The sequence below is a fragment of the uncultured Tateyamaria sp. genome, assembly GCF_947503465.1.
Classification (GTDB): domain Bacteria; phylum Pseudomonadota; class Alphaproteobacteria; order Rhodobacterales; family Rhodobacteraceae; genus Tateyamaria.
The window spans coordinates 1,202,284-1,226,916 of record NZ_CANNDN010000001.1 but is presented as its reverse complement, the minus strand read 5'-3'; the positions used below and the strand labels follow the sequence as shown (position 1 = coordinate 1,226,916).

The following is a 24,633-nucleotide window of genomic DNA, read 5'->3' as shown; positions in this document are numbered from 1 at the left end:
ACCCTAAATCCAACGCCCACTTTCGATCATTTGTCTAAAGTCGCGCAGCGCACCAGTCTTGCAGCGCATTGCAGAACTTCTCGACGCGTGCAGGGCGTTTGGTCCCCGAGGCGCGTGCCAGGTTCACAGGCAAACGAGCCGCCCGTAGGTCGGGTGCCGCGTCAACGAGCGTTCCATTGTCAAGGTCTGATGCGACGAACCAGCGTGGCATGATGGCGATCCCGACGCCCTGTATCGCAGCTTCATAAATCGCGAAAATGTTGTCACTTGCCATCTTTGGGATGACGGAAAAACTCTGCGCCGCTTCGTTCTGGTCGAACAATTCAATCCGGTTTCCTTCAAAGGGACCAAGCGTCAGCCAGGGCATGGCATCCAAGCCCATACCGACATGGCGCCCAAGACAGTCCGGCGTTCCAACGACAAGACGTTCAACACGCGCCATTTCCCGCACGACAAGCGAGTCGTCTGGAACCGGGCCAATCTTGAGCCAACAATCACAGCCCTCTTCCGCAAAACGGATCACATCATCGCGCAACCGCCAGTCGATGGTGATGCCTGGATGATCTTTCATGAACTGTGCGGCGGCCCGGACGAACAGACCTTGGCCAAGCGCAACCGGAGCAATGACGCGGATCGTGCCTTTCAACGCGTCTTCCTCGCTGTGGCGGTCCTCAATGGCTTCCCATTCCCCAATCATGCGCCGCGCATCGGGCAACAGCGCCAAACCGTCCGGTGTCAGCGTTACATCGTGGGTGGTTCGGCGCACCAGCACGACGCCCAGACGGCTCTCCAATGCCGCTAGCTGCCGGGAAACGGACGGCTGGGATGTGCCCAGATCGCGTGCTGCCCCTGAAAGAGATTGCCGTTCGGCGATCCGCACGAAAGTTTCCAGCAGGGCAAGGCGGTCAAAGCGGGTTCTCATACGTGTAGCGTATAGCAGTCTTGTTGTTCATGTCGCTACCGTTTTTCCGGGGGCTGGGTATGTTCCTTTCAACGACAACGAAAGGACCCAGGACATGGCCCATGATCTCAACACCACTTTCACCTTCCCGAACGGACGGACCGTGAACCGGATCGGTTATGGCGCGATGCGCCTGACCGGCCAGCCCCGCAACTTTGGCGCTTACGCTGACTGGCAAGGCGGTATTGATCTGCTGCGCCGTGCCCGTGATCTGGGCGTCAATCACATCGACACGGCGCGGGCCTACGGCCCTCACGAAAACGAACGGCTGATTGCCGACGCGCTTGTCGGTGACGATGGCCGCTATGGCGGTATGTTCATCGCGTCCAAGGGGGGCGTCGAGAAGAGCGCCACAAGCATTAGCCGCGATACAACGGCTGACACGATGAAACGCCATTTGGAGGACAGCCTCGCCAGCCTGCGCACCGACAAGATCGACCTCTACTATGTGCATTCGCCGGATGGGATCACGCCGATTTCCGAGAGCGTGGCCGCGCTGGAAGACATGCGGCAAGCTGGAAGGATCGACATGATCGGGGTGTCGAACGTCTCTCGTGCGCAAGTCGAGGAGGCGTTGAAAGTCGCACCAGTTGCGGCGGTCCAGAACCGCTTTTCGCCTGCCGATGCGCGCGACGGCGCGTTGGAAGAGATGATCGACTGGCTGAACGACCAAGGCATCGCTTTTGTGCCGCATGGTCCATTGGGTGCAAACCCGATGAAACAGGGGGCAACGGTTGACCCTGGCGAGGCACTCCGCACGCTGCTGGCGCGGTCGCCGAATATCCTTGTCATACCGGGTACAACGACACTCACGCATCTGGAAGACAACGCAGCGGCGTTGGCTGCTTGACTTGCGCGGGGTTCTGATCAGATGGGCAGCGGCATGGCCGACACTCACGGCTCTGCTACTTGCCTTTGAAGGTTTGCGCGAGGATTGGCCGTTGGTCCTCCGACCCCTCCTTCGCACCGGTGTGATGGTCCCCGCGATGACCCTCTTGAGTGTGTCGGCGCTCAACGCGCTGTTCGATCATGCCTTTGATCATTGGCGGACACGGCGTCATGCGGACGCCTAGAGCCATCCAAATCAACATGCAAAACTGCTCCTACACTGCGTGCCTTTGCGTCGAAGTTTGTCGCCTACACCTATTTGGCCGACATTCTGCAATCCCTCGCAGATGGGCCAGCAAGCCGGGTGGCCTGGTATCTGGTGGGCGTCGGGATTGTCGGTCTGTTCGGCAACGGGATGGCCGGTCAATATGGGGATCGCAGCGCGATGGGTGTGACGGTACTGTCCCTCGCCGTTCCGCCTGCCGCATCGCTCGCGACGATTACACTGACGGGTCGAACGATGTTGTTCCTGATCCCGTTCGCGATCTGGGGCGCAGCCGGGAATGCGGGCGTCATCGCAAACCAGCTGCGCGTGATGAATGAGGCCCCTGAAGCGCGGGCGTTCGCATCAGCCCTGAGCGTGACAATCGCGCAAGTTGGCATCGGCCTGGGCGCTTTGATCGGTGGCAAGGTGATCGACGCCGAACGTCTTGCCGCGCTCGCCTCGGCCAACGCAGCGATCGGTATTGCGGGGCTTGCCGTTGCACTTTTGATTGTCGTCACAGTGCGCAGATCGAAGCAGCAGGTTGTGCCTGCTGCGTGCGACCCGTGAGATTTCGAGCCTCACCAGTTCCTTCACATTCGAAATGCAGCTTTCTGCTTGTCTGAAAGATGCTCGGTGGCCGCTGTGATCGTCGGCCTTGGCAATCGGTGTCTGTTCCGGTTGAGAAACGCGATCAAGGCGTCCGGGCTCTTCTTCCCGGCCTCGCGTGTCCACGAACCGATTGCTTTCTGGACATAAGTGTCAGCGTCCTCAGCCAGCAGCTCTGCAATCCGAAAGGTATCCGAAACGTCCCCGCGCCGGATGAACGCAAATGTGCTGACCAGGGCAGTGCGCCGTTCGTGCGGATTTTCCGAGCGCGCCAGGCGGTCGAGCAACGAGCGGTCCTTGTCAAGCAGGTATTCCCCGATGACATGGGGTGCCGCGCGATCCACGAAGTCCCAATTGTTCAGCCGGTCATGTCGGCGCAGGTAGAGATCAAACAGAGCCTTGCGGTCTTCATCCGGCAGTCGCTTTTTACGCGCCTGGAAATCCATGACGGAGACCGCCGCCATGCGGACTTCGTAACGGGGATCATCCAGAAGCGCGTCAATCTCCGTCAGTGGCAACCCGACAAATGCCTTTGCGACAGGAAAGACCTTTGGCATGGGCACACCCATGATCCGGGTGTCAGGATCTTCTCCTCGGAAGATCTTGGCGACATATTGGATCTTCGCCGGATCTGCGACATCCTCCAGCGCAGCGATGAGATCAGCGGCGGTCATGCCCATCGACCGCCCTTAAACAGTCTCGGGCAGCAGCGCATCAAGGTTGGCGTAGCTCGCCTCAAGTCCCTCCTCCATCGGTGTCTGCAGCACGGCATCACGTGTCGCCGTGCTGTCGTAACGAAGCAGCATTGTGACGATGGTTTGCCCGCCCTGTTCTGTGAATGTTTGTTCGACGAGCGTTTCGCTGTCCGGCGCAAAGTCGAACGCTTCGGTGCAAACAATACGGTGATTGGTCTCAATTTCACGGAAGGTGCCGCGCGCACTCATCCGGCCCTCGGGCCATTCCCAGACATAACGATAGGTGCCCCCAACACGCAGGTCGATGTCGCATTCCGGCATCGTGTGGCCAGCAGGGCCCGTCAGCCAGCGCTTCACAAGCGCAGGCTCGGTATGCGCACGCCATACAAGGTGTCTTGGCGCGTCGAAACTTCGGATGATTTCAATCGTCGTGTCTGTTGGGCTGCTCAGTTTCAGAGGCTTCATTCTCTTTTCTCCTCCTGATCCATAAGTTCAGTAAGCACACCGTCGAGCCGCGCATAATTGGCCTCCCAGACGGCTCGATACTGCTCCAACCAATCGCGAATGGCGCTGAACGGCGCGACCTCAATGCGCCGTGGCCGTGCGGTTCCGTCGATACGGGTTGAGATCAGGCCTGCGTTTTCAAGCACCTTCAGATGCCTGGAAATCGATGGCTGCGACATGTCGAACGGCGCGCTGAGTTGGTCAACGGTGGCTTCTCCCTCAACCAGGCGCGCCAGGATTGCGCGCCGAGTGGGGTCTGAGAGGGCTTGGAAAACGGTGTCCAGATTTTGCATGCGTAATTTATATAATATTTTCGCTATATAGCAATGTTGGTATTTATCCCGAACTTCGGTATGGTTGGACCTACGCCGATGGAGGAGGATGCAATGACCACGACCGGCAAGCCAACACATTCGTCATCCGGGAACCCTTACATTCCGAAAGGCGACGGCGACGCCCCCGTGCAGGCCTACATCGCCGCCATGCCCGACTGGAAAAGCGCCGTCGGCAAGCAGATCGACGTGATCGTTGCAAAGGCCTTTCCCGATGTCAGAAAGAAGGTGCGGTGGAATACGCCGTTTTACGGCAAGGAAGATGGCTGGTTCCTCGCACTGTATTGCTACAAGAAGTATGTCCAGATCAGCTTTCTGAACGGCGCATCGCTGGACCCCATGCCGCCGAAGGCGTCCAAGGTGGAGGGCATCCGATATCTGGATATCCATGAGGATGACGCGTTGGATGAAGTGCAACTTGCCAACTGGATTGCGCAGGCACTGACCTGTCCCGGTGTGAAGATCTAGGTGACCGAATTGGCGCATGTGGTTCTTTTTCATTCCATCCTTGGGCTCAGGTCTGCGGAGCGCGAGATTGCCTCGATCTTTGAGGCGGATGGGCACGGCGTGTCCCTGCCGGACCTTTTTGCAGGTGAGATCGCCAAAACTTATGAAGACGGCTTTGCGCTGAGAGATGCGATTGGTGACAAGCTTGTTCACCGGCGCGCCCGCGAAGCGCTGAGCAACGCGCCTGAAACTGCGGTTCTTGCAGGTGTGTCTTTTGGCGCATTTCTCGTCGGAGCGCTTTGGGGGTCACGCCCGAAGATGCGGGGCGCGCTTCTCTTCTCGGGCATTGCGCCCTGGATGAACGACCCAAGACCCGGTTTGCCGGTTCAGGCCCACGTTGCGCAGCCGGACCCGTTCGATGATGAGGCGTTCTTCGAAGACTGGATGGGGGGTGCAAATGACGCCGCCTGTGCGCTGCACCGATACCCCGGCGTTGGCCACCTTTTTATGGACAGGACGTTGCCGGATTACGATGCCGATGCCGCCGAAATCGTCCTGAGACGGTCATGCGCGTTCCTTGAAACACTCGAAGGCGGCCTTTGAAGCAAAGGCCAGGAACGGCTGCAAAGTCCGCGCAAACAAGCCGACCGCACCCTAAATCCAGCACCCGCTACGGGCTGGCTTGGCACCTCCTGCTTGCCCTTCCGCCCATACTCATGGTCAATACCCGGAACCTCACCTGAACGAGCCGCCCATGATCCCGCATCGGTTTCCCCTTACCGTGTTTTACGAAGACACCGACATGGCGGGCGTTGTCTATTACGCCAATTACCTGCGCTATATCGAACGCGCGCGGTCGACGATCGTGGAAGACCTGGGTCTTGATCAGCTTGAGATGCGGAACCGGGGCATTGTCTTTGTCGTCACGCGGGTCGAGGCTGATTACATTTCGCCCGCGCGGATGGGCGACCGGTTGGAAGTGGTGACCACGCATCAAGCCGCAAGCCCCGTGCGCTGGACCTTTGATCAGGAGGTGCAGCGGGGCGGTCAGCTGCTGTTTCGCGCCCATGTCGTCGCCGTGACCATGACCACACAGGGCAAACCGATGCGGTTGCCCGCGGAAATCCGCGCAGCGATCCCCAAATAAGGGCGTTCTGACGCCGAAGTGATAGCTTTCCCCTTGGGTTTGCCTTACTCTTTGCCGCAGACAAGAGCCGAACAAGCGGCCAAACAAAAGAGCAGGCAGTATGGAAGCAGACACGCTCGCCCTGGCGCACGAGGTTGATTTCTCGATGTGGGGGCTTTTCTTGCGCGCGACATTTACGGTGAAACTGGTGATGATCATGCTGATCGTCGCATCGTTCTGGGCGTGGGGCATCATCATTCAGAAACTGATCGTCTACCGCCGGGCGCGGGCCGAGGCCGAGCGCTTTGATCGGGCGTTCTGGTCCGGCGAGCCGCTGGACGGCCTGTTCGAGCAGATCGGGCCGGAGCCAAGCGGGCCGGCCGAAAAGGTCTTTGCCGCCGGGATGATCGAATGGCAGCGGTCGCATCGCGAGGATGGGGCCCTGATTGCGGGGGCCACGTCCCGCATTGATCGCAGCATGGACGTGGCGATCGCCAAGGAGGCCGACAAGTTGCAGGGCGGGTTGACCGTGCTGGCCACCGTGGGGTCGTCCGCGCCGTTTATCGGCCTGTTCGGGACCGTCATCGGCATCATGAACGCGTTCATCGAGATTGCGGAGCAGCAGAACACGAACCTGGCGGTCGTGGCCCCCGGTATTGCGGAGGCGTTGTTGGCCACCGGGCTGGGCCTGCTGGCGGCGATCCCTGCGGTGATCTTCTACAACAAGCTGAGCGCGGACAGTGATCAGATCGTGGCGGGGTACGAGGCGTTCTCGGACGAGTTTGCCACCATCCTGAGCCGCCAGTTGGACGGTTAGGCCATGGGCGCAGGTGTCATTCAGAAGGATGGCGGCAGCGGATCCCGGCGGCGCAGGCGCAGCCGGTCCCGGCCCATGTCCGAGATCAACGTCACGCCCTTCGTGGACGTGATGCTGGTGCTTTTGATCATCTTCATGGTGGCGGCCCCGCTGTTGACCGTGGGCGTGCCGGTGAACCTGCCCGAAACGGCGGCCAATGCCTTGCCGACCGAGCAGGAAGAGCCTTTGACCATCACTGTGACGGCGACGGGCGAAGTGCAGATCCAGACCACCGCGGTGGAGCGGGATCAGCTGGTTGTCCGCCTTCGTGCCATTGCCGCCGAGCGCGAGAGCGACCAGGTGTTTTTGCGCGCAGATGGTGCCGTGCCCTACAGCGACGTGATGCAGGTCATGGGCGCGCTGAATGCAGGTGGTTTTTCCAACATTGGCCTTGTGACCGACATTGGCGGGCCGACGCTGGATGGCGAGGACGGGTGATCCTTGAACACCGGGCAGGTCATATCGGGGATCGGGCATGCGGGCCTGATTGGGTGGATGCTGTTTGGGGGCAGCTTTCAATCCGAACCGTTGCCGTTTGAGGTGACGGAAGTGTCGGTGATTTCATCGGACGCCTTCGAAGCCCTGTTGCCCAGCGGGCCGACGCCCGACACCGCGACGGATGTGGCCCTTCCCGTGGAACCCGAAGTGATCCCGGACCCGGTCGAGACGCCGGTGCCGGATGCGGCGGTGGAGGTGGCACCGCCCGAACCGACCCCCGCGCCCGAACCCGACGTGGTGCCGGAACCGCCCGCGCCAGACCCCGAACCCGAGATCGTGGACGAAGCGCCGGTTCAGCCCGCGCCGCAGGATCAGGCCGTGATCGCCCCTGATGTGTCGCCAAGCCCGGTGCCGCGTCCGTCCGAACGCGTGGCGCCTGAACCTGTGGCCCCGCCTGCGCCCGAAGCCGCCCCCGATGACGTGCAGCAGGACGCCGTGACCGAAAGCGAGACGGGCGAGACCCCGGCCGACGAACAGGAGGCCACGGCCCCCGACGAGGCGGCAACCGAGATCGTGACCGAGGCCGAAGAGCCAAGTGGCGCGCCCACGGCGTCGCTGCGCCCGCCGGCACGCCGCCCCAGCCCACCGGTACAGACGGCGGAGCCGGAACCGGAGCCTGAGCAGCCGACCCAGACAGCGGAACCGGCAGACACGTCGGATGATGTGAACGATGCGCTGCGCGAGGCGTTGGGTGGGGCAGAGGACAACGTGCCGCAAGGACCGCCGCTGTCGGCCGGAGAAAAGGATGCGTTGCGCGTGGCTGTGTCAAATTGCTGGAATGTCGGGTCGCTGTCGTCCGAGGCGTTGCAGACCACCGTCGTCGTGACCGTGGACATGGCGCAGGACGGCACGCCGGTGATCCCGTCGATCCGGCTGGCGTCGAGCAGTGGCGGCAGCCAGGCGGCGGCGCAGCAGGCCTTTGAGGCGGCGCGCCGTGCGATCATTCGCTGCACGCGCGATGGATATGACCTGCCCGCCGAAAAGTACGGGCAATGGAAGGAAATCGAGATGACGTTCAATCCCGAAAGGATGCGTATCAAATGATGGTTCGAGTGCTTTGTCTGATCCTGATGTGTCTGGCGCCTGCATGGGCGGCGGCACAGAACGGCCCCCTGCGGATCGAGATCACCGAAGGGGTCATCGAGCCCTTGCCTGTCGCCATTCCCGACCTTGTGGCCGAGGGCGCCGGGGCAGGCGACTGGGGCCAGCGCATCGCGCGCGTCGTGGCCGACGACCTGACGGGCACGGGCCTGTTCCGGGAAATCCCGTCATCCGCCTTCATCAGTCAGATCGGCAGCTTTGCTGCCCCTGTCCAATATGCCGACTGGAAGGCCATCAACGCCCAGGCGCTGGTCGCTGGCGCAGTCAGCGTGAACGGCAACCAGATCAACGTGAAATTCCGCCTGTATGACGTGTTTTCAGGCGCGGAATTGGGCGATGGTCTGCAACTGGCGGGCACGACGGATGCCTGGCGGCGCATCGCCCACAAGATGGCCGATGTCGTCTATTCCCGCATCACCGGCGAGACGGGGTATTTCGACAGCCGCGTGGTCTTTGTCAGCGAAACCGGCCCCAAGGCCGAGCGCCGCAAGCGGCTTGCGATCATGGATTATGACGGGGCGAACGTGCAGTACCTGACCGGGTCCGAGGCGATTGTCCTGGCCCCGCGCTTTTCCGCGACGGGGGACCGGGTGCTGTACACCAGTTACGAGACCGGGTTCCCCCGCATCTATGTGCTGGACGTGGGCAGTGTGCAGCGCCGGGTTCTGGAAAGCCAGCAGGGCACGATGAGCTTTGCGCCACGCTTTGCCCCCAACGGGCAGACGGTGGTTTATTCGCTGACCCAAGGGGCCAACACGGATATCTGGGCCATGAACATCTCGTCCGGGCAATCGCAGCGCCTGACCTCGACCCCGGCCATTGAAACGGCCCCCAGCTTTAGCCCTGATGGGACGCAGATCGTGTTTGAAAGCGACCGGTCCGGCACCCAGCAGCTTTATGTCATGCCAGCGGGCGGGGGCGAGGCGAAGCGTATTTCCTTTGGCGAGGGCCGATACGGCACGCCCGTCTGGAGCCCGCGCGGCGATCTGATTGCCTTTACCAAGCAGTCCAAGGGCCGGTTCCATATTGGCGTCATGCGCACCGATGGCAGCGAGGAGCGGTTGCTGACCGCGTCGTTCCTGGATGAGGGGCCGACATGGTCGCCCAACGGCCGTGTCATCATGTTTGCCCGTGAAACGCAGGGGGCTGCGGGGCGGTCCACATTGTATTCCGTGGACATCACCGGCCGAAACCTGCGCCCCGTGCGCACGCCCGACGGCGGATCGGACCCGTCCTGGGGGCCGTTGCAGCGATAAAGCGACGCGATTCCCTCTTGTGTGGGAACGTGATAGTCTGACCACAAGATGCCGCTGGAGCGGCGCGATAACCAGAGAGGCAGAGGCCATGAAACTGAAATCTTCCATTGTGATGCTGTGTGCGGCGTTGAGCGTTGCGGCCTGTACCGACCCCGCCCGTCTGGGTGGCGCGGGGGCCGGTGGCACAGATGCGTTGGCCCCGGGCGCAGGTGGCGTCGTGCCGGGCAGCGCGTCTGATCCGGCCTCGCCCGCGTATTTCCAGCAGGCGGTGGGCGACCGGGTTCTGTTTGCCGTGGACCAGTCTACCCTGACGGCTGAAGGCCGGGCGACACTGGACGGGCAGGCCGTATGGCTTTTGCAGAACGCCGACTATACCGCCGTCATCGAAGGCCACGCCGACGAGCAGGGCACACGCGAGTACAACCTGGCCCTGGGCGCCCGCCGCGCCGATGCCGCCCGCGCCTACCTGGTGAGCCAGGGCGTTCAGCCGGGCCGCCTGCAGGTGGTCAGCTTTGGCAAGGAGCGCCCGATCGAGGTGTGCAGTGAAGAAGCCTGCTATGCCAAGAACCGCCGGGCTGTTACGGTGCTGGCAGGCGGTTTGACCAGCTAGGGCGCGACGACAAGGGGCAAGTCTGTGGGGAAACGGTTTATTCTTGGTGCGGCGTTGGCCTTGGGGCTGGCGGCACCTGCTGTGGCGCAGGATCAGACGCTGGCCGATATCCGGCAGGAACTGATCGTGCTGAACACGGATGTGCAGCGTCTCAAGCGCGAGTTGTCGACCACGGGCGGCGTCGGCGGTGGGGTGTCGGGCGGGTCCGTTCTGGACCGTGTCGACGTGATCGAGGCCGAGTTGCGGCGTCTGACCGACCTGACCGAGCAATTGCAGTTTCGCATTGACCGCGTGGTGTCGGATGGCACCAACCGCGTGGGAGATCTGGAGTTTCGCCTGTGCGAATTGGAGGAGGGCTGTGACATTGCGGCCCTGGGCGACACGCCCACCCTGGGTGGGGGAGAGGCCCCGGCCGCAGGCCCCGCACCTGCGCAACCCGCCCCGGATGCCCCCCAACTTGCCACGCAGGAACAGGCCGACTTTGAGCGGGCGCAGGAGGCGCTCGCTGCCGGTGACTTTCGCGCCGCCGCGGACCAGTTTGCGACCTTTAACCAGACCTACCCGGGCGGCCCCCTCGCAATAGAGGCCGATTTGCGCCGTGGGGATGCGTTGGAGGGTCTGGGCGATGTGCGCGAAGGGGCGCGCGCCTATCTGTCGGCCTTTACCCTGGCACCCGAGGGCCCGCTGGCGCCCGAAGCCCTTTACAAGCTGGGCGCGGCGCTGGGTCGGTTGGGCCAGACGCAGGAGGCCTGTGTGACCCTGGCCGAAGTCGCGGTCCGCTTTCCATCCGCCCCTGCCGTTGCCGATGCACGAGGTGCGATGCAGAACATCGGCTGTTCCTGAGCCATGCTGGCGCCTCTGATTGCGGCGATTGAGGCACAGCTGGGGGCAACACCGCCTGAGCGGGTCGGCGTGGCCGTGTCGGGGGGCGGGGATTCCGTGGCCCTGATGGCCGCCCTTGCCCATTACTGCGGCAGTGCCGGTGTGGAACTGCACGTCATCACCATCGATCACGGCCTGCGGCCGGAGACCAAGCGAGAGGTGGCGCTGGTCACCGATCTGTGCGCCCGTTGGGATCTGCCGCATCACGTGGAATACTGGACCGGCTGGGACGGGCAGGGCAACCTGCAGGCCGCCGCCCGCGATGCCCGGTACGAGCTGATGGCGGATTGGGGCTATGCCAACCGGATCGGCACCATCGCCCTGGGCCACACCGCAGACGATCAGGCCGAGACCTTCCTGATGCGCCTGGCGCGCGGGTCGGGTGTGGACGGGCTGAGCGCCATGGCACCCCGGCGCGTGCATCACGGCATCACCTGGGTGCGCCCGTTTCTGGAAATCGAACGCTCTGCCTTGCGCCACTACCTGCGCGCGGCCCAGATCACCTGGGCCGAGGACCCCAGCAACGCGTCGCGCGATTACGAGCGGGTCCGCGTGCGCGATGCGCTGACCATTCTGGGCACGCTGGGCATCACCGTCGACAAGCTGGTCGAAGTGACCGATCACATGGCCCGCGCCCGCGAGGCACTGGATTGGCAGACCTTTCTTGCCGCGCAGGAGATGGCGCAGGTGATCCATGGTGTCATCGCCATTGATCTGGCCAAGTTCCGATTGCTGCCCCAGGAGGTCGCGCGCCGCCTGATGGTGCACACGCTCAGCTGGACCTCGCAACACAGTTATCCGCCCCGCAAGGACCCGGTGGCCCGGGCCATTTCGGCGGTGCGCACCGGCCAGACGGCCACGCTGGATGGCTGCCAGGTGTCGGTCGAGGGGGGCATGATCTGGGTCTACCGTGAACTCAACGCGGTAAAGGACACGGTGTGCGAAGTGGGCGACATGTGGGATGACCGCTGGTTGATCACGGGACCCGAAGACGACCCGGAACTGGAAGTGCGGGCGCTGGGATACGAGGCGCTGGCCAATATAGACGGCTGGCGCGACATCGGCCTGCCGCGCGCCGCCTTGGCGGCATCGCCCGCGGTCTGGTATGATGACGAGTTGATCGCTGCCCCCTTCGTCGGACTGGATGATGATTGGAGCGTGGAACTGGATGGCGGCAAGGATGCCTTTTTCGCCGCACTTTTATCGCATTGAACATGGCCGCTGCATGTCTATCTTAGGGGAAACGGTGCGGGCGCAGGCCGCGTGCCGGTAAAATCAGGAGATTTTCCTTGGGAAATGCACGTAATATCGCCTTCTGGGTTGTACTGTTTCTGTTGATCCTCGCGCTGTTCAACCTGTTTGGCGGGTCGGGCAACACGCTGCAAAGCCGCGAAATCACGTATTCCGAATTTGTGAGCGCCGTGGAAGAAGGCACTGTAACCGCGGCCACGCTGGACGGAGAGCAGGTGCGCTTTCGTCGCGGATCAGAAGATTTCGTGACCATCAGGCCCGAAGACGCCGCCGTGACCGATCTGCTGATCGCCAACGAGGTGCCGGTGCAGGTCGAGCCGCAGCAACAGTCGGGTTTCCAGACCTTCATCATCTCGCTTCTGCCCTTCCTGCTGCTGATCGGCGTCTGGGTCTATTTCATGAACCGCATGCAGGGCGGCGGAAAAGGCGGTGCGATGGGCTTTGGCAAGTCCAAGGCCAAGATGCTGACCGAAAAGCATGGGCGCGTGACCTTTGACGATGTGGCCGGCATTGACGAGGCCAAGGACGAGTTGGACGAGATCGTGGAATTCCTGCGCAACCCGCAGAAATTCAGCCGTCTGGGCGGCAAGATCCCCAAGGGCGCGCTGCTTGTGGGCCCTCCGGGCACGGGTAAGACGTTGCTGGCCCGTGCCGTGGCGGGTGAGGCGGGTGTGCCGTTCTTCACCATTTCGGGTTCCGACTTTGTCGAGATGTTCGTGGGTGTGGGTGCGTCCCGTGTGCGCGACATGTTCGAGCAGGCGAAGAAGAACGCGCCTTGCATCGTGTTCATCGACGAGATTGACGCCGTGGGTCGCCATCGTGGTGCGGGCTATGGCGGTGGCAATGACGAACGTGAACAGACGTTGAACCAATTGCTGGTCGAGATGGACGGGTTCGAGGCCAATGAAGGCGTGATCATCATCGCAGCCACCAACCGTAAGGACGTGTTGGACCCTGCGCTGTTGCGCCCCGGTCGTTTTGACCGTCAGGTCACAGTGGGCAACCCCGACATCAAGGGCCGCGAGAAGATTTTGGGCGTGCATGCGCGCAAGACCCCGCTGGGTCCTGACGTTGACCTGCGCATCATTGCACGCGGCACGCCCGGTTTCTCGGGTGCTGATCTGGCGAACCTCGTGAACGAGGCGGCGCTGATGGCCGCCCGTGTGGGACGCCGTTTCGTGACCATGATCGATTTCGAGAGCGCCAAGGACAAGGTCATGATGGGGCCTGAACGCCGCAGCATGGTCATGACGCCGGAACAGAAGGAAATGACCGCCTATCACGAGGCCGGTCACGCGCTGGTGGGCCATTTGCTGCCCAAATGCGACCCTGTCTACAAGGCGACGATCATTCCGCGCGGCGGAGCCTTGGGCATGGTGATGAGCCTGCCCGAAATGGACCGTCTGAACATGTTCAAGGACGAATGCCACCAGCGCCTGGCCATGACCATGGCCGGCAAGGCGGCGGAAATCCTGAAATATGGCGAGGACCAGGTGTCCAACGGACCTGCGGGCGACATTCAGCAAGCGTCGGCCCTGGCGCGCGCCATGGTCCTGCAATGGGGCATGTCGGACAAGGTCGGCAATATCGACTATTCCGAAGCCGCGCAGGGCTATCAGGGCAACACTGCGGGCTTTTCGGTGTCGGCCAACACCAAGGAATTGGTGGAGCAGGAAGTGCAGCGGTTCATCCAGGATGGGTACGAGCTGGCGCGGAAGATCATCGAGGAGAACCAGGAAGAGTTCGAGCGTCTGGCGCAGGGACTGTTGGAATACGAGACCCTGACCGGCGAAGAGATCGAACGTGTCATGCGGGGCGATCCGCCCCAGGCGCCTGACGACGATGAAGGTGGGTCCAAGGTCGAGGACAAGAAACCCAGCCTGACCGCGATCCCCAAGGCCAAGAAAAAATCGGGCCCGTCGGGCAGCGGTGATGGCGGGATGGAGCCGGAACCCACGGGCTGACGCGCCCCGAGGATAAGATCAGGAAAGGCCCGCTTTTGGCGGGCTTTTTTTTCGTGCAGTCGCGTCCGTGCGCGGAGGATCGCGCCGCGCGCTTGCCGGGGCTGTGTCCGGGGCGGCGGCCCCTTCGCGGGCTTTGGGGGCCGATCCGGCCATAAGATATGACAGCGGTGTCTGATCGAACTGACGGCCACCGGTCTGGGCAGGTGTCTGCGCGCAGCCGCTGGTCTTGCACCTAGTGCTGCGTGGTATCCGCAGGCGGGTGTCTGCCTGACCCATCACGAATTGTGTGCGCCCGGTTGCAAACCGTCATTGGCGCGGTGCGCCGAACGCTGCTACCTCGGGCTGCAAGCGCAAGATGAGGGGCCCCGATGCCTGCACTGATACCGACGAAATTTACAGCAACCATCACCTGGCTGGGCCATGTGCCAAGTCGCGCGGCCAGCCTGCGGGCACAGCCCACCGACGCGGTGGAGGTGACGTTGGACGGGTTTCCGGGCGAGGATCATGGCGGGCCGACACGGCCGTCCTGTGTGCGGGTGAAAACGCAGTACAAACAGGGGACGGTGATCCGAAATACACGGCAGTTGACCATCCTCAGTGCCGAAGAGCTGGCGGCTACAGCGGCCACCATGGGCCTGGACGCCCTTGATCCCGCGTGGATCGGCGCATCGATGATTGTCGAAGGCATTCCGGATTTCACGCATGTGCCGCCATCGTCGCGCCTGATGTCCGACAGCGGTGTGGGCCTTGCGATAGATATGGAGAACCGTCCCTGCATCCTGCCGGGACGCGAGATCGAGCAGGAGGCAGAAGGATTTGGGGCGCGGTACAAACCGGCGGCGAAAGGGCGGCGTGGGGTAACGGCCTGGGTCGAACATGGAGGCCGCCTGGCACTTGGCGACACCCTGACATTGCATGTCCCGGACCAGCCTGCCTGGCCGCATCTTGAGGCTGCACGGGCCGGGTGAGGCTATCGCAAGGCCGGTGCCCCCGGCGCGCTGGCGAGGTTTCGCAGGCGTTGCTGTCGTTTCCGAAATGAAACCCTTGGTCCCGATTGGGCCGCTGCACCGTCCCAAAATGTCGGAATCGCACGCATGACCCCTAGGCATGCGCGTGTATGCAGGCCACGAAAGACGTGCCCAACTTAGGACTGCGGGGAGCATCATGGCCTATAAATCCGACATCGAAATTGCGCGCGAGGCGCAGAAACAGCCGATCCAGGAGATCGGGGCCAAGCTGGGCATCTCCAGCGATGATCTGCTGCCCTACGGCCATGACAAGGCGAAGGTCAGCCAGTCCTTCATCAACTCGGTGCAGGACCGCGACAACGGCAAGCTGATCCTTGTCACCGCTATCAACCCCACCCCTGCGGGCGAGGGCAAGACCACAACCACCGTGGGTCTGGGCGACGGGCTGAACCATATCGGCAAGAACGCCTGCGTGTGTATCCGCGAGGCGTCCCTGGGTCCGAACTTTGGCATGAAGGGCGGGGCCGCGGGTGGCGGTTACGCCCAAGTTGTGCCGATGGAAGAGATGAACCTGCACTTCACCGGCGACTTCCACGCCATCACTTCCGCACATTCGCTGCTGTCGGCCATGATCGACAACCACATCTACTGGGGCAACGAGCTGGAGATCGACACCCGCCGCGTCGTGTGGCGGCGTGTCGTGGACATGAACGACCGGGCCCTGCGCCAGATCACGGCGTCCCTGGGCGGTGTGGCCAACGGCTTTCCGCGTGAGGCAGGGTTCGACATCACCGTGGCGTCCGAGGTCATGGCGATCCTGTGCCTGGCGAAGGACCTGAAGGACCTGCAAAAGCGTCTGGGTGACATGATCGTGGCCTACCGGCGCGACCGCAGCCCCGTCTTTGCCCGCGACATCAAGGCCGATGGCGCGATGACCGTCCTGCTGAAGGACGCGATGCAGCCGAACCTTGTGCAGACGTTGGAAAACAACCCGGCCTTTGTGCATGGCGGTCCGTTTGCGAACATCGCGCATGGCTGCAACTCGGTCATTGCCACCACCACGGCGCTGAAACTGGCGGATTACGTTGTGACCGAAGCGGGTTTTGGCGCCGACCTTGGTGCCGAGAAGTTCATGAACATCAAGTGTCGCAAGGCCGGGCTGGCCCCGTCCGTGGTTGTCTGTGTGGCGACTGTGCGCGCGATGAAGATGAACGGCGGCGTGGCCAAGGCCGATCTGGGCGCCGAGAACGTGGACGCCGTCAAGGCAGGCTGCCCGAACCTGGGCCGTCACATCGAGAACCTGAAATCCTTTGGCGTGCCGGTTGTCGTTGCCATCAACCACTTTGTCACCGATACGGACGCCGAAGTGCAGGCCATCAAGGATTATGTGGCCGAACATGGGGCCGAGGCGATCCTGTCGCGGCACTGGGAACTGGGGTCCGAAGGGTCCGCCGATCTGGCGACCAAGGTGGCCGAACTGGCCGATGCGGACACTGCCAACTTCTCGCCCATCTACCCGGACGAGATGCCACTGGCCGAGAAGATCCAGACCATTGCCAAGCGCATCTACCGTGCGGACGAGGCGTTGATGGATCAGAAGATCCGCGATCAGCTGAAACTGTGGGAAGAGCAGGGGTATGGCCATCTGCCGGTCTGCATGGCGAAGACGCAGTACTCATTCTCGACCGATCCGAACCTGCGCGGCGCGCCCACGGGCCATTCGGTGCCGGTGCGCGAAGTGCGGCTGTCGGCCGGCGCAGGCTTTATCGTTGCGGTCTGCGGCGAGATCATGACCATGCCGGGGCTGCCGCGTGTGCCGTCGGCCGAAAACATCATGCTGAATGATGAGGGCCAGATCGAAGGCCTGTTCTGACCACAAAATCTGACACAGGCCCCGTCACAAACAGATGACGGGGCTGAAACGCCATTGACCGGCGGCTGCTTTGGCGGTCAGCGTGCAAGCCATCACCAGGAGGACTATACATGACCAGATTGCTTGCCCTGATCGCCACTTTCATCTTTGCCGCCGTCACCGCCCATGCCCAGGAACGGTATGAGGGGTATTATTATCCCGGTGTGACTTCGACCGAAGAATTTACGCGTGTGATCCGACAAGCGCCGGATTCGAGCAAGGGCGTGCGGGTCGAGTTTGTCACCAACCTGACCGTGGCGCAGCTTGCCGCCCCCGAAAGCCCGCGTTTCGTGTTCTTTGCCAAGGGGTCCGACGCCAAGCATCTGACTGTCATCGCGCTGGATGACGACATCTTTTCCACCCTGTACCGTGCCCGCGCCGTGCTGGCGCAGATGACATCCAACATGCGCAACAACGATTTCTTTCGTGCGCAAGAGCTGCAATTCGTAGCGACCTTCTTTGACCTGTTGCAGCTGATGGAATTCGACACGCTGGTGATCAGCGATGGCGAGACGTGGGCGCATCAGGTGAATTTCGTCCGATAAGCAAGGAGATTTCGGCCACATGACCGCGACTGTAATTGATGGCAAGGCCTTTGCGGCCCAAGTACGGGGCCAGGTGGCCGATCATGTGGCGCGTCTGAAAGAGGCCCACGGGATCACACCCGGTCTTGCGGTCGTGCTGGTCGGTGAGGACCCTGCCAGCCAGGTCTATGTCCGGTCAAAGGGCAAGATGACGGTCGAGGTTGGCATGAAGAGTGTCGAGCACCGGCTGGACGCGGATACGTCCGAGGCGGATCTGCTGGCTGTTGTGAAGGCGCTGAACGAAGATCCGGAGATCCATGGCATTCTGGTGCAGTTGCCGCTGCCCGGGCACCTGAACGAGGACCTAGTCATCAATTCCATTGATCCGGCCAAGGATGTAGATGGGTTCCATATTTCGAATGTGGGCCTGCTGGGCACCGGTCAGAAGTCCATGGTGCCGTGCACGCCGCTGGGGTGTCTGATGATGCTGCGCGATCATCACGGGTCGTTGTCGGGGCTGAATGCCGTGGTCATTGGCCGGTCGAACATCGTGGGCAAGCCCATGGCGCAGCTGCTGCTGGGCGACAGTTGCACCGTCACAATCGCGCATTCGCGGACCCGGGATATCGAGGCCAAGGTGCGCGAAGCGGATGTGGTTGTCGCCGCGGTGGGCCGTCCAGAGATGGTGACCGGTGACTGGATCAAGCCCGGTGCGACCGTGATCGACGTGGGCATCAACCGCATTGATGCGCCCGAGAAGGGCGCGGGCAAGACGCGGCTTGTGGGCGATTGTCATTATGACAGTTGTGCCGAGGTGGCCGGTGCCATCACCCCGGTGCCGGGTGGCGTGGGGCCGATGACCATTGCGTGCCTGCTGGCCAACACCGTGACGGCGTGTTGCCGGGCCAATGGTCTGGCAGAACCCGAGGGCCTGACGGCCTGAGGCGGATCAGCGTCCGCCTTGCAATTTGACCGGGACCATTGTGCCCTGAAGGATCGCGACGAGGGTTTCGCGGCCTTCATTCACCGCAAAAACCTCTGACGTGACGACGATCAGACGACGGCCGGGTTTTATGACCCGGCCCCTTGCGACCAGCCGGTCGCCGGTGGCGGGCGCGGTCAGGTTGATCTTGATCTCGGCCGTGACGACCTCCTGGTCCTCGGGGAGCGTGGTGAGGGCGGCGTATCCTGCGGCACTGTCGCCCAGCCCGAAGGTCAGGGCGGCATGCGCAAAGCCCTGTTGCTGGCGGCTGCCTGCCAGAATGGGAGCGGACAGGGTGACATGACCTTGCGCGACGTTGTCGAGAGTTGCGCCAAAGGTCTGCATCATGGTTTGCCGGTCAAAGCTGGCCTGTATCCGGTTCCTCATGCGGCCCCCCGCGGCATGGGCACCTGCACCGGTTTTGGCCCCGTGAGGATGGCGTTGGCGTCCGGGCGCATGATGCGGGTAAGTGTCTGTTCGTGGCTGCGCAGCCCGCCCGTATAGGTGCCGTAGGCCGGCAGGATCAGCTTGTCGCTGTCGATGAGAAAGGCCGGGCGCGAGATGACCCGTGCCCGCGTGTGCAACGTGGCCTTGGGGTGGTAATGCCCCGACACCTCGCCACTGGCGCCGGGTTTGGCGATATGCCGGAAGGTCAGGGGCCCGATGGGCAGTTCGGCCAGATGCGTGCCGCCGAATTCGATGGGTCCGGGATCGTGATTGCCTTCGATCCAGACCCAGCGACGGCCTGCCTGAAGCCGGGTGATCCAGAGCCGTTCGTCCTCGGGCAGGCTGCGGGCGGCGGTGAGGTCATCGAAGCTGTCGCCCAGGCAGATGACGGTGCGGGCGTTTGTATGATCGAGGTCGGCGGCAAGGCGGGTGAGCGTGTCGCGTGTGTCGTAGGGTGGCAATTGCAAGCCGCTGCGCCGCGCGATGCGTTCAGCCTTGCCCAGATGGAGGTCGGAGACGCAGAGCAGGTTCTGGTCGGGCCAATAGAGCGCGCCGGACCCGAGGGCCTGGAGCGGGGTGCCAGCAAGGGACAGGTCGCAGGTGTTCATACTTTGTTCATACGCTGCCGCAGGGGGCGCATCAAGATGCGCCTTACGATTGGGGCTCTGCCCCCGGCCTGCGGCCTCCCCCGGGATATTTTTGGCCAGAAGAAGTTGGGGATCAGAAGGGGACGCGCCAGTCTTTCCTTTTTGGCTCTGGCGGCAGGCCCGCCGTGGTCATGAGCCGTTCGGCCTCTTCGGCGAGCAGCTTTTCCTCGGCGAGGCCCTTGATCGGCACGCGGCCCACTTCGAGCATCAGCGGGGCGGCAAGCGGCGTGATGCGGTCGTGTTCGATCAGGTCGATGCGGGTGCCGATGCGGGCGCACATTTCCTCGATCCGGCCAAAGTCGACGAGGCCACGCATCGCTTCTTCGGCCGTGATGTGCAGCATCAGGTGGTCGGGATCGTATTTGGCGAGCGTGTCGTAGAGGATATCGGAGGAGAACGTGGCCTGGCGGCCCGTCTTGCGGTTGGAGGGCAGGTTGCGTTCAATCAGCCCCGCGATGGTCGCGGAGGCGCGGAATGTGCGTTTCATGACCGCGTTGCCCGCGAGCCAGCGGTCGAGCCCGTCGCGCAGCGCCTCGATGTCGAAAAGCGGCGCCGGGTCGGTGATCTTGTCGAGACCCCAGATCAGTGTGGCGTAGTCGGTGGCGAGAAAGCCCAGGGGGTTGAGGCCCGTTTCCTCCATCCGCTTGGTCAGCAGAAGTCCGAGTGTCTGCATGGCGTTACGGCCTGCGAACCCGTAGACGGCGGTGTGGATGCGGTTGTCGTGCGGGAAGCTTTCGATCAGCAGGCGGCCGGGTTCCGGCAGGCGGCTGACCGCGCGTTGCAGGCTGAGCCATTCGGAGGTGTGGGCGGGCAGGTCGGGCCATGTGTCCTGCTGAAACATCTCGATGATGCGGTGCGACAGTTGTGTCGACGTGGCGAATTTGGTGCCGAGGAAGGTGGCGATCTTGGGCTTCTTGGCGGCGTCGCGGGTCACCTGGACCGTCATTTCGCGCAGTGAATCGTAGCGCACGACCTGGCCGCCGATCAGGAACGTATCGCCCTGGGTGAGGGTCGCGGCAAAGCCTTCCTCGATTTCGCCCAGGGGTTTGCCGCCACGGCCCTTCCAGCGCACCTTGAGTGTGTCGGTGTCCTGGATTGTGCCGATATTCATGCGGATGCGTTGCGCTGACCGCGGGTCGCGCAATTGCCATTGCCCGTCGGGGCGCGGTTGCAGGCGTTTCCATTGGTCGTAGGCGCGCAGGGCGTAACCGCCGGTGGCGCAGAAATCGAGGCAGGCGTCGAAGTCTTCCCTGGTCAGCGCGCTGTAGGCGCCGGTGCTTTTGACTTCCTCATAGAGGTGATCTGCATCGAAGGGGCCGGCGCACGCACGGATCAGGATGTGCTGGCACAGAACGTCGCGCGGGCCGGGGCCGCGGGGGTCGCCGTCAAGCGCGCCTTCCTTGACCGCCTCGAGGGCTGCGACGCATTCGACCACCTCGAAGCGGTTGGCGGGGACCAGCAGTGCCTTTGATGGCGCGTTGTAGCGGTGGTTCGCGCGGCCGATGCGCTGGACGAGCCGTTTGACGTTCTTGGGTGCGCCGACCTGGATGATCAGGTCCACGTCGCCCCAGTCGATGCCCAGATCCAGCGTGCCGGTGCAAACGATGGCCTTGAGTTGCCCGTTCACCATGGCCTGTTCGACCTTTTCGCGCTGCTGGCGGTCGAGCGAACCATGGTGAATGCCGATCGGCAACTGGTCTTCATTGGCGAGCCAGATGTTGTGAAAGTACAGCTCGGCCTGGGCGCGGGTGTTGTGGAAGATGAGGGTGGTCTTGTGTTTCTTGACCTCTTCCAGAACCGCCGGAATCGCGTATTTGCCACCCGAGCCGGACCATGGGGGGGCCTCGTCCGTGACCAGCATCCTGATGTCGGGGGGTGGGCCGGGGTCAGCATGGAGTATGTCGCAGGGGTCGGGGTGCTTGGCGAGGAGGTGGGCAATGGCGGCGGGGTCTTCGACCGTGGCCGAAAGGCCCACGCGCTTGAGGTCGGGGCGGAGGGCCTGGAGGCGCGACAGGGCGAGGAACATCTGGTCGCCGCGTTTGCTTTCGGCCAGCGCGTGGATTTCATCCACGATCACCCGTCTAAGACCGGCGAACATGCGCGGGGCGTCTTCGTAGCTGGTGAGGAGGGCCAGGCTTTCGGGTGTTGTCAGAAGGATGTGCGGCGGGTCGGCGCGCTGGCGTTTCTTTTGGGTTTGCGAGGTGTCGCCGGTGCGATCCTCGATGCGGATATCGAGGCCCATCTCTTCGACCGGGGTGCGTAAATTGCGTTTGATATCAGCGGCCAACGCCTTGAGTGGCGAGATGTAGAGGGTGTGCATGCCTGCGTGGTCGTTCTGGGCGAGGTCGGCCAGCGTGGGCAGGAACCCGGCCAGGGTCTTGCCGCCGCCGGTGGGCGCGATGAGCAGGAGGGCAGGGTCGTTTGCGCGGTCCAGCATCTGCTGCTGGTGGGGATGGATGGACCAGCCTTTGGACGCGAACCAGTCGGAGAAGATGGGGGGGAGGGTGGTCATGGGGCGCAATGTAGCGGCTGGTGCGCGGGTGGAAAGTGCGGGCGTGGGGGCCAGCCCCCACACCCCCGGGATATTTGCAGCCAAGAGAAGGACAGAGTTTTGATAGGGCGTTTTGCCGATGAGATAGGGGCGCGGACCGGTTTGTGATTTGGTGAGGAGTTTACCATTTATTCAATGAGGTTAAGGGCAAGACTGCGATACACAGGGCGTGCACACCCTGTGCACAACCTGTGCACCGCGCGGCATATCCGGGCCAGAGGTAAAGGGACCCATGCGTTGCGTGCGGGATGGGCGGGTGCCGGGCCGAAGCCCGGTCTGCGGTCTATGGTTTTCGGGGTTTGAGTGCCCGAACGGTCGCCTGTACCTGCTCTGGCAGTGCCGTGTCCGCGCCCTCGGGCGCCGCATCAAGCGCTGCGGCCACGTCCTTGACCAGGATGCCGATGGAATTGTCGGGGGCGTAGCCGTGCTTGGCAAATTCGATCGTGTCGAAACCGGAGGCAAGCCAGTTCTGTCCCGAAGATGTTTCGATCAGGGTCAGGAGTGCCGCGGTATCGAGCCCGGCCTCGTCCGCCCAGTCCAGCACCAGCCGTGTCATGGCCGTGTGCGAGGCGGCCAGCAGGTTGTTGAGCACCTTGGCCTGCATGCCAGCCCCGAAGCCGCCCATGTGGTGGAAATGCCGGCCCATGAGCGACAGGAGTGGCGTCGCGTCGGCGATGTCGTCTGTTGTCCCGCCCAGCATGAAGCTGAGCGTGCGGTTTTCGGCGGCGACGACCGCCCCGGACATGGGTGCATCGATCAGGGTGACGTGGTCGGGCATCCGGTCGCGCAGGCCCCGGACATAGCGGGGCGACAGGGTCGAACAGACAAAGATGCGCCGCAGGTTCGGCGCGGTGCCCATCAGGTTCTGGGTGTCGAAGAGCAGCGCGTTTGTCTCGTCCTCGTCCCGGACAACCGAGAACAGGGTTTCCACCGTGGGCGCAAAAGCCATGATGTTGGTGCTGACATGGGCCAGCCCCTTGTCCACAACGTCAAAACCCATGGCCCGTGTGCCGCCATCGCGCAGGGCCGCCAGCATCGGCGCGCCCATGCGTCCGCAGCCCGCGAGCCCGATCATTTGACGATATGTTCGTCCTTGACGAACATGTTGGCCCAGGCCCGATCAATCAGATCAGGGCGCATTTGCAGGGGAATGCCTTCGAAATTGCAGATCGCCACCATCTGGTCGATCAGGAAGTTCGGCTGGTAGTTGGCGTAGATGTTGTCGATGGTCGGGTATTTGACCTTGAGCAGGTGCACCAGCGCCTCTTCGTTCAGGGCCATCCCCTTTTTCTTGGCCACCATGGCAAAGATCTTCAGGAAGTTGGCCTGATTGGGCCCGTCGATCTTGATCTTGAAGAAGATCCGGCGCAGGGCGGCCTGGTCGAAGATCTCGTTCGGGTGGAAGTTGGTCGAGAAGACCACGAGCGTGTCGAAGGGCACTTCGAATTTCTCACCTGATTGCAGGGCAAGAATATCCTTGCTTTCCTCAAGCGGCACGATCCAGCGGTTGACCAGAGCCTGCGGCGGTTCGGCCTGACGACCCAGGTCATCCACGATGAAGATGCCGCCAGTGGATTTCAGTTGCAGCGGGGCCTGGTAGGTCCGCGCGGTGGGGTTGTAGACCAGATCCAGCATGTTGAGCGACAACTCGCCCCCCGTGATCACGGTGGGCCGTTCGCATTTGACATAGCGTTTGTCATAGGGCGTCACGCGGCGAAGCGACGTTGGGTCCTGGGCCTCTTCCTGAGCGAGGGAGTGCACGATGGGGTCATAGACCGTGATCACCTGGCCCGCGTATTCGATGGCGCGCGGCACAAAGACATTGTCACCAAGCGCGTCGCGGATGCCGTTCGAGATCGAGGATTTACCGTTGCCGGGGGGGCCGTACATCAGGATCGAGCGACCGGCGGAGACGGCGGGGCCAAGCTGGTCCAGCAAGTCGTCGGGCAGGACGAGGTGGCCCATGGCGCCCACGAGTTGCTGGCGTGTGACCATGATGTTGCGGATGGACTGGCGTTTGACCTGCGCGCGGTAGACATCGAGCGGGACGGGCATGGCGCCAAAGTATTCGGACTGGGACAGGGCGTCGAGCGCGCGCGCCTTGCCGCCATCGGTCAACTGGTAGCCCATTTCATTGCCGTTGTTGGCGTTGAGCGTGCCGGTTGCTTCCATCAGGCGCTGGTCGCGCGACATGTCGATCAGTTCCTGCACGACAGGGATGGGCAGGCACATCGCTTCGCTCAGGTCCGACACCATGTCCAGGTTCTTGCGAAACATGGTTTTCAGCAGGATGTCCCGCATCATCACTACAGGCAGCTTCATGTCCTGCAACCGTTTGGGGGCAGGGGGTGCAATCACGTCAGAGACTTGCATGTTCATGGGTTTGGCCTGTGGTATCTGCTTGTGTTTGGGACTGTCCT

At 62.8% G+C, this 24,633-nt stretch carries 26 protein-coding genes; 17 read left to right on the top strand and 9 right to left on the bottom strand.

What is annotated here, in order from left to right; translation table 11 throughout:
- Positions 1-34: 34 nt before the first annotated feature.
- Complete coding sequence (locus Q0844_RS06295) at positions 35-922, bottom strand: LysR family transcriptional regulator (RefSeq protein WP_299043134.1); 888 nt, start codon at positions 920-922, stop codon at positions 35-37.
- A 94-nt stretch (positions 923-1,016) separates the two neighbouring features.
- Between Q0844_RS06295 and Q0844_RS06290 the strand changes: the two genes are divergently transcribed.
- Positions 1,017-1,811 (top strand): aldo/keto reductase, encoded by a 795-nt coding sequence (locus Q0844_RS06290; protein ID WP_299043133.1) that lies wholly within the window; start codon positions 1,017-1,019, stop codon positions 1,809-1,811.
- A gap of 297 nt (positions 1,812-2,108) precedes the next feature.
- On the top strand, positions 2,109-2,621 hold the full coding sequence (locus Q0844_RS06285) for a hypothetical protein (RefSeq protein WP_299043132.1): 513 nt from the start codon (positions 2,109-2,111) through the stop codon (positions 2,619-2,621).
- Positions 2,622-2,644: 23 nt separating this feature from the next.
- Here the strand turns inward: Q0844_RS06285 and Q0844_RS06280 are convergent, their stop codons facing one another.
- From Q0844_RS06280 to Q0844_RS06270, 3 genes are read right to left on the bottom strand one after another with little or no spacing between them, the layout of a single operon-like run.
- Positions 2,645-3,340, bottom strand: coding sequence for a DNA alkylation repair protein (locus Q0844_RS06280; RefSeq protein ID WP_299043130.1), 696 nt, complete (start codon positions 3,338-3,340; stop codon positions 2,645-2,647).
- Between the two features lie 9 nt (positions 3,341-3,349).
- Positions 3,350-3,820, bottom strand: coding sequence for an SRPBCC family protein (locus tag Q0844_RS06275; protein WP_299043129.1), 471 nt, complete (start codon positions 3,818-3,820; stop codon positions 3,350-3,352).
- Positions 3,817-4,152, bottom strand: coding sequence for a metalloregulator ArsR/SmtB family transcription factor (locus Q0844_RS06270; protein ID WP_299043127.1), 336 nt, complete (start codon positions 4,150-4,152; stop codon positions 3,817-3,819). The genes Q0844_RS06275 and Q0844_RS06270 overlap by 4 nt, the downstream gene beginning before the upstream one ends.
- A gap of 33 nt (positions 4,153-4,185) precedes the next feature.
- Here Q0844_RS06270 and Q0844_RS06265 point away from each other — a divergent pair, with 33 nt between their 5' ends.
- The 15 genes from Q0844_RS06265 to folD all read left to right on the top strand — a co-directional run bounded on the left by Q0844_RS06265 (position 4,186) and on the right by folD (position 18,529).
- Positions 4,186-4,659, top strand: coding sequence for a DUF1801 domain-containing protein (locus tag Q0844_RS06265; protein WP_299043126.1), 474 nt, complete (start codon positions 4,186-4,188; stop codon positions 4,657-4,659).
- Positions 4,660-5,241: a dienelactone hydrolase family protein gene (locus tag Q0844_RS06260; protein WP_299043125.1), complete on the top strand. Its 582-nt coding sequence runs from the start codon at positions 4,660-4,662 to the stop codon at positions 5,239-5,241.
- Between the two features lie 154 nt (positions 5,242-5,395).
- Entirely contained in the window at positions 5,396-5,785 is a 390-nt protein-coding gene (locus tag Q0844_RS06255; protein WP_299045222.1) for a YbgC/FadM family acyl-CoA thioesterase, read from the top strand.
- A 100-nt stretch (positions 5,786-5,885) separates the two neighbouring features.
- Positions 5,886-6,581 (top strand): protein TolQ, encoded by a 696-nt coding sequence (gene tolQ / locus Q0844_RS06250; protein ID WP_299043124.1) that lies wholly within the window; start codon positions 5,886-5,888, stop codon positions 6,579-6,581.
- A gap of 3 nt (positions 6,582-6,584) precedes the next feature.
- Positions 6,585-7,058, top strand: coding sequence for a protein TolR (gene tolR / locus Q0844_RS06245; protein ID WP_299043123.1), 474 nt, complete (start codon positions 6,585-6,587; stop codon positions 7,056-7,058).
- Positions 7,059-7,061: 3 nt separating this feature from the next.
- The gene (locus tag Q0844_RS06240) at positions 7,062-8,162 is read left to right on the top strand and encodes an energy transducer TonB (protein WP_299043122.1); all 1,101 of its coding nucleotides are present in this window, start codon (positions 7,062-7,064) and stop codon (positions 8,160-8,162) included.
- Complete coding sequence (gene tolB / locus Q0844_RS06235) at positions 8,162-9,475, top strand: Tol-Pal system beta propeller repeat protein TolB (protein ID WP_299045221.1); 1,314 nt, start codon at positions 8,162-8,164, stop codon at positions 9,473-9,475. The genes Q0844_RS06240 and tolB overlap by 1 nt, the downstream gene beginning before the upstream one ends.
- A gap of 88 nt (positions 9,476-9,563) precedes the next feature.
- A complete protein-coding gene (gene pal / locus Q0844_RS06230) occupies positions 9,564-10,085 on the top strand; it encodes a peptidoglycan-associated lipoprotein Pal (protein WP_299043121.1) in 522 nt (173 codons plus the stop codon).
- 24 nt (positions 10,086-10,109) lie between these two features.
- Positions 10,110-10,928 carry a tol-pal system protein YbgF gene (ybgF, locus tag Q0844_RS06225; RefSeq protein WP_299043120.1) on the top strand — a complete coding sequence of 273 codons (819 nt, stop codon included), beginning with the start codon at positions 10,110-10,112 and terminating at the stop codon, positions 10,926-10,928.
- Positions 10,929-10,931: 3 nt separating this feature from the next.
- The gene (tilS, locus tag Q0844_RS06220; protein WP_299043118.1) at positions 10,932-12,179 is read left to right on the top strand and encodes a tRNA lysidine(34) synthetase TilS; all 1,248 of its coding nucleotides are present in this window, start codon (positions 10,932-10,934) and stop codon (positions 12,177-12,179) included.
- A gap of 77 nt (positions 12,180-12,256) precedes the next feature.
- Positions 12,257-14,182 (top strand): ATP-dependent zinc metalloprotease FtsH, encoded by a 1,926-nt coding sequence (gene ftsH, locus Q0844_RS06215; RefSeq protein WP_299043116.1) that lies wholly within the window; start codon positions 12,257-12,259, stop codon positions 14,180-14,182.
- Between the two features lie 368 nt (positions 14,183-14,550).
- Positions 14,551-15,150 carry a sulfurase gene (locus Q0844_RS06210; RefSeq protein ID WP_299043114.1) on the top strand — a complete coding sequence of 200 codons (600 nt, stop codon included), beginning with the start codon at positions 14,551-14,553 and terminating at the stop codon, positions 15,148-15,150.
- A 196-nt stretch (positions 15,151-15,346) separates the two neighbouring features.
- The gene (locus Q0844_RS06205) at positions 15,347-17,023 is read left to right on the top strand and encodes a formate--tetrahydrofolate ligase (RefSeq protein ID WP_299043113.1); all 1,677 of its coding nucleotides are present in this window, start codon (positions 15,347-15,349) and stop codon (positions 17,021-17,023) included.
- Between the two features lie 110 nt (positions 17,024-17,133).
- On the top strand, positions 17,134-17,607 hold the full coding sequence (locus tag Q0844_RS06200) for a hypothetical protein (protein ID WP_299043111.1): 474 nt from the start codon (positions 17,134-17,136) through the stop codon (positions 17,605-17,607).
- 19 nt (positions 17,608-17,626) lie between these two features.
- Entirely contained in the window at positions 17,627-18,529 is a 903-nt protein-coding gene (folD, locus tag Q0844_RS06195; protein ID WP_299043110.1) for a bifunctional methylenetetrahydrofolate dehydrogenase/methenyltetrahydrofolate cyclohydrolase FolD, read from the top strand.
- 6 nt (positions 18,530-18,535) lie between these two features.
- Here the strand turns inward: folD and Q0844_RS06190 are convergent, their stop codons facing one another.
- The 5 genes from Q0844_RS06190 to Q0844_RS06170 all read right to left on the bottom strand — a co-directional run bounded on the left by Q0844_RS06190 (position 18,536) and on the right by Q0844_RS06170 (position 24,592).
- A complete protein-coding gene (locus tag Q0844_RS06190) occupies positions 18,536-18,955 on the bottom strand; it encodes a PaaI family thioesterase (RefSeq protein WP_299043109.1) in 420 nt (139 codons plus the stop codon).
- Positions 18,952-19,623, bottom strand: coding sequence for a ligase-associated DNA damage response endonuclease PdeM (pdeM, locus tag Q0844_RS06185; RefSeq protein ID WP_299043107.1), 672 nt, complete (start codon positions 19,621-19,623; stop codon positions 18,952-18,954). Before pdeM ends, Q0844_RS06190 begins: the two co-directional genes overlap by 4 nt.
- A 112-nt stretch (positions 19,624-19,735) precedes the next feature.
- Positions 19,736-22,174, bottom strand: a complete 2,439-nt coding sequence (locus Q0844_RS06180; protein ID WP_299043105.1) for a ligase-associated DNA damage response DEXH box helicase — start codon at positions 22,172-22,174, stop codon at positions 19,736-19,738.
- A gap of 322 nt (positions 22,175-22,496) precedes the next feature.
- Positions 22,497-23,288: an NAD(P)-binding domain-containing protein gene (locus tag Q0844_RS06175; protein WP_299043103.1), complete on the bottom strand. Its 792-nt coding sequence runs from the start codon at positions 23,286-23,288 to the stop codon at positions 22,497-22,499.
- Positions 23,285-24,592, bottom strand: coding sequence for an ATPase (locus tag Q0844_RS06170; RefSeq protein WP_299043102.1), 1,308 nt, complete (start codon positions 24,590-24,592; stop codon positions 23,285-23,287). Before Q0844_RS06170 ends, Q0844_RS06175 begins: the two co-directional genes overlap by 4 nt.
- Positions 24,593-24,633: the final 41 nt, after the last annotated feature.

Bases quoted from the DNA above. Each gene is read 5' to 3' on its own strand.
- Q0844_RS06295 (WP_299043134.1), bottom strand. From the start codon at position 922: ATGAGAACCCGCTTTGACCGCCTTGCCCTGCTGGAAACTTTCGTGCGG.
- Q0844_RS06290 (WP_299043133.1), top strand. From the start codon at position 1,017: ATGGCCCATGATCTCAACACCACTTTCACCTTCCCGAACGGACGGACC.
- Q0844_RS06280 (WP_299043130.1), bottom strand. From the start codon at position 3,340: ATGGGCATGACCGCCGCTGATCTCATCGCTGCGCTGGAGGATGTCGCA.
- Q0844_RS06275 (WP_299043129.1), bottom strand. From the start codon at position 3,820: ATGAAGCCTCTGAAACTGAGCAGCCCAACAGACACGACGATTGAAATC.
- Q0844_RS06270 (WP_299043127.1), bottom strand. From the start codon at position 4,152: ATGCAAAATCTGGACACCGTTTTCCAAGCCCTCTCAGACCCCACTCGG.
- Q0844_RS06265 (WP_299043126.1), top strand. From the start codon at position 4,186: ATGTTGGTATTTATCCCGAACTTCGGTATGGTTGGACCTACGCCGATG.
- tolQ (WP_299043124.1), top strand. From the start codon at position 5,886: ATGGAAGCAGACACGCTCGCCCTGGCGCACGAGGTTGATTTCTCGATG.
- tolR (WP_299043123.1), top strand. From the start codon at position 6,585: ATGGGCGCAGGTGTCATTCAGAAGGATGGCGGCAGCGGATCCCGGCGG.
- tolB (WP_299045221.1), top strand. From the start codon at position 8,162: ATGGTTCGAGTGCTTTGTCTGATCCTGATGTGTCTGGCGCCTGCATGG.
- pal (WP_299043121.1), top strand. From the start codon at position 9,564: ATGAAACTGAAATCTTCCATTGTGATGCTGTGTGCGGCGTTGAGCGTT.
- tilS (WP_299043118.1), top strand. From the start codon at position 10,932: ATGCTGGCGCCTCTGATTGCGGCGATTGAGGCACAGCTGGGGGCAACA.
- Q0844_RS06210 (WP_299043114.1), top strand. From the start codon at position 14,551: ATGCCTGCACTGATACCGACGAAATTTACAGCAACCATCACCTGGCTG.
- Q0844_RS06205 (WP_299043113.1), top strand. From the start codon at position 15,347: ATGGCCTATAAATCCGACATCGAAATTGCGCGCGAGGCGCAGAAACAG.
- Q0844_RS06200 (WP_299043111.1), top strand. From the start codon at position 17,134: ATGACCAGATTGCTTGCCCTGATCGCCACTTTCATCTTTGCCGCCGTC.
- folD (WP_299043110.1), top strand. From the start codon at position 17,627: ATGACCGCGACTGTAATTGATGGCAAGGCCTTTGCGGCCCAAGTACGG.
- Q0844_RS06190 (WP_299043109.1), bottom strand. From the start codon at position 18,955: ATGAGGAACCGGATACAGGCCAGCTTTGACCGGCAAACCATGATGCAG.
- pdeM (WP_299043107.1), bottom strand. From the start codon at position 19,623: ATGAACACCTGCGACCTGTCCCTTGCTGGCACCCCGCTCCAGGCCCTC.
- Q0844_RS06180 (WP_299043105.1), bottom strand. From the start codon at position 22,174: ATGACCACCCTCCCCCCCATCTTCTCCGACTGGTTCGCGTCCAAAGGC.
- Q0844_RS06175 (WP_299043103.1), bottom strand. From the start codon at position 23,288: ATGATCGGGCTCGCGGGCTGCGGACGCATGGGCGCGCCGATGCTGGCG.
- Q0844_RS06170 (WP_299043102.1), bottom strand. From the start codon at position 24,592: ATGAACATGCAAGTCTCTGACGTGATTGCACCCCCTGCCCCCAAACGG.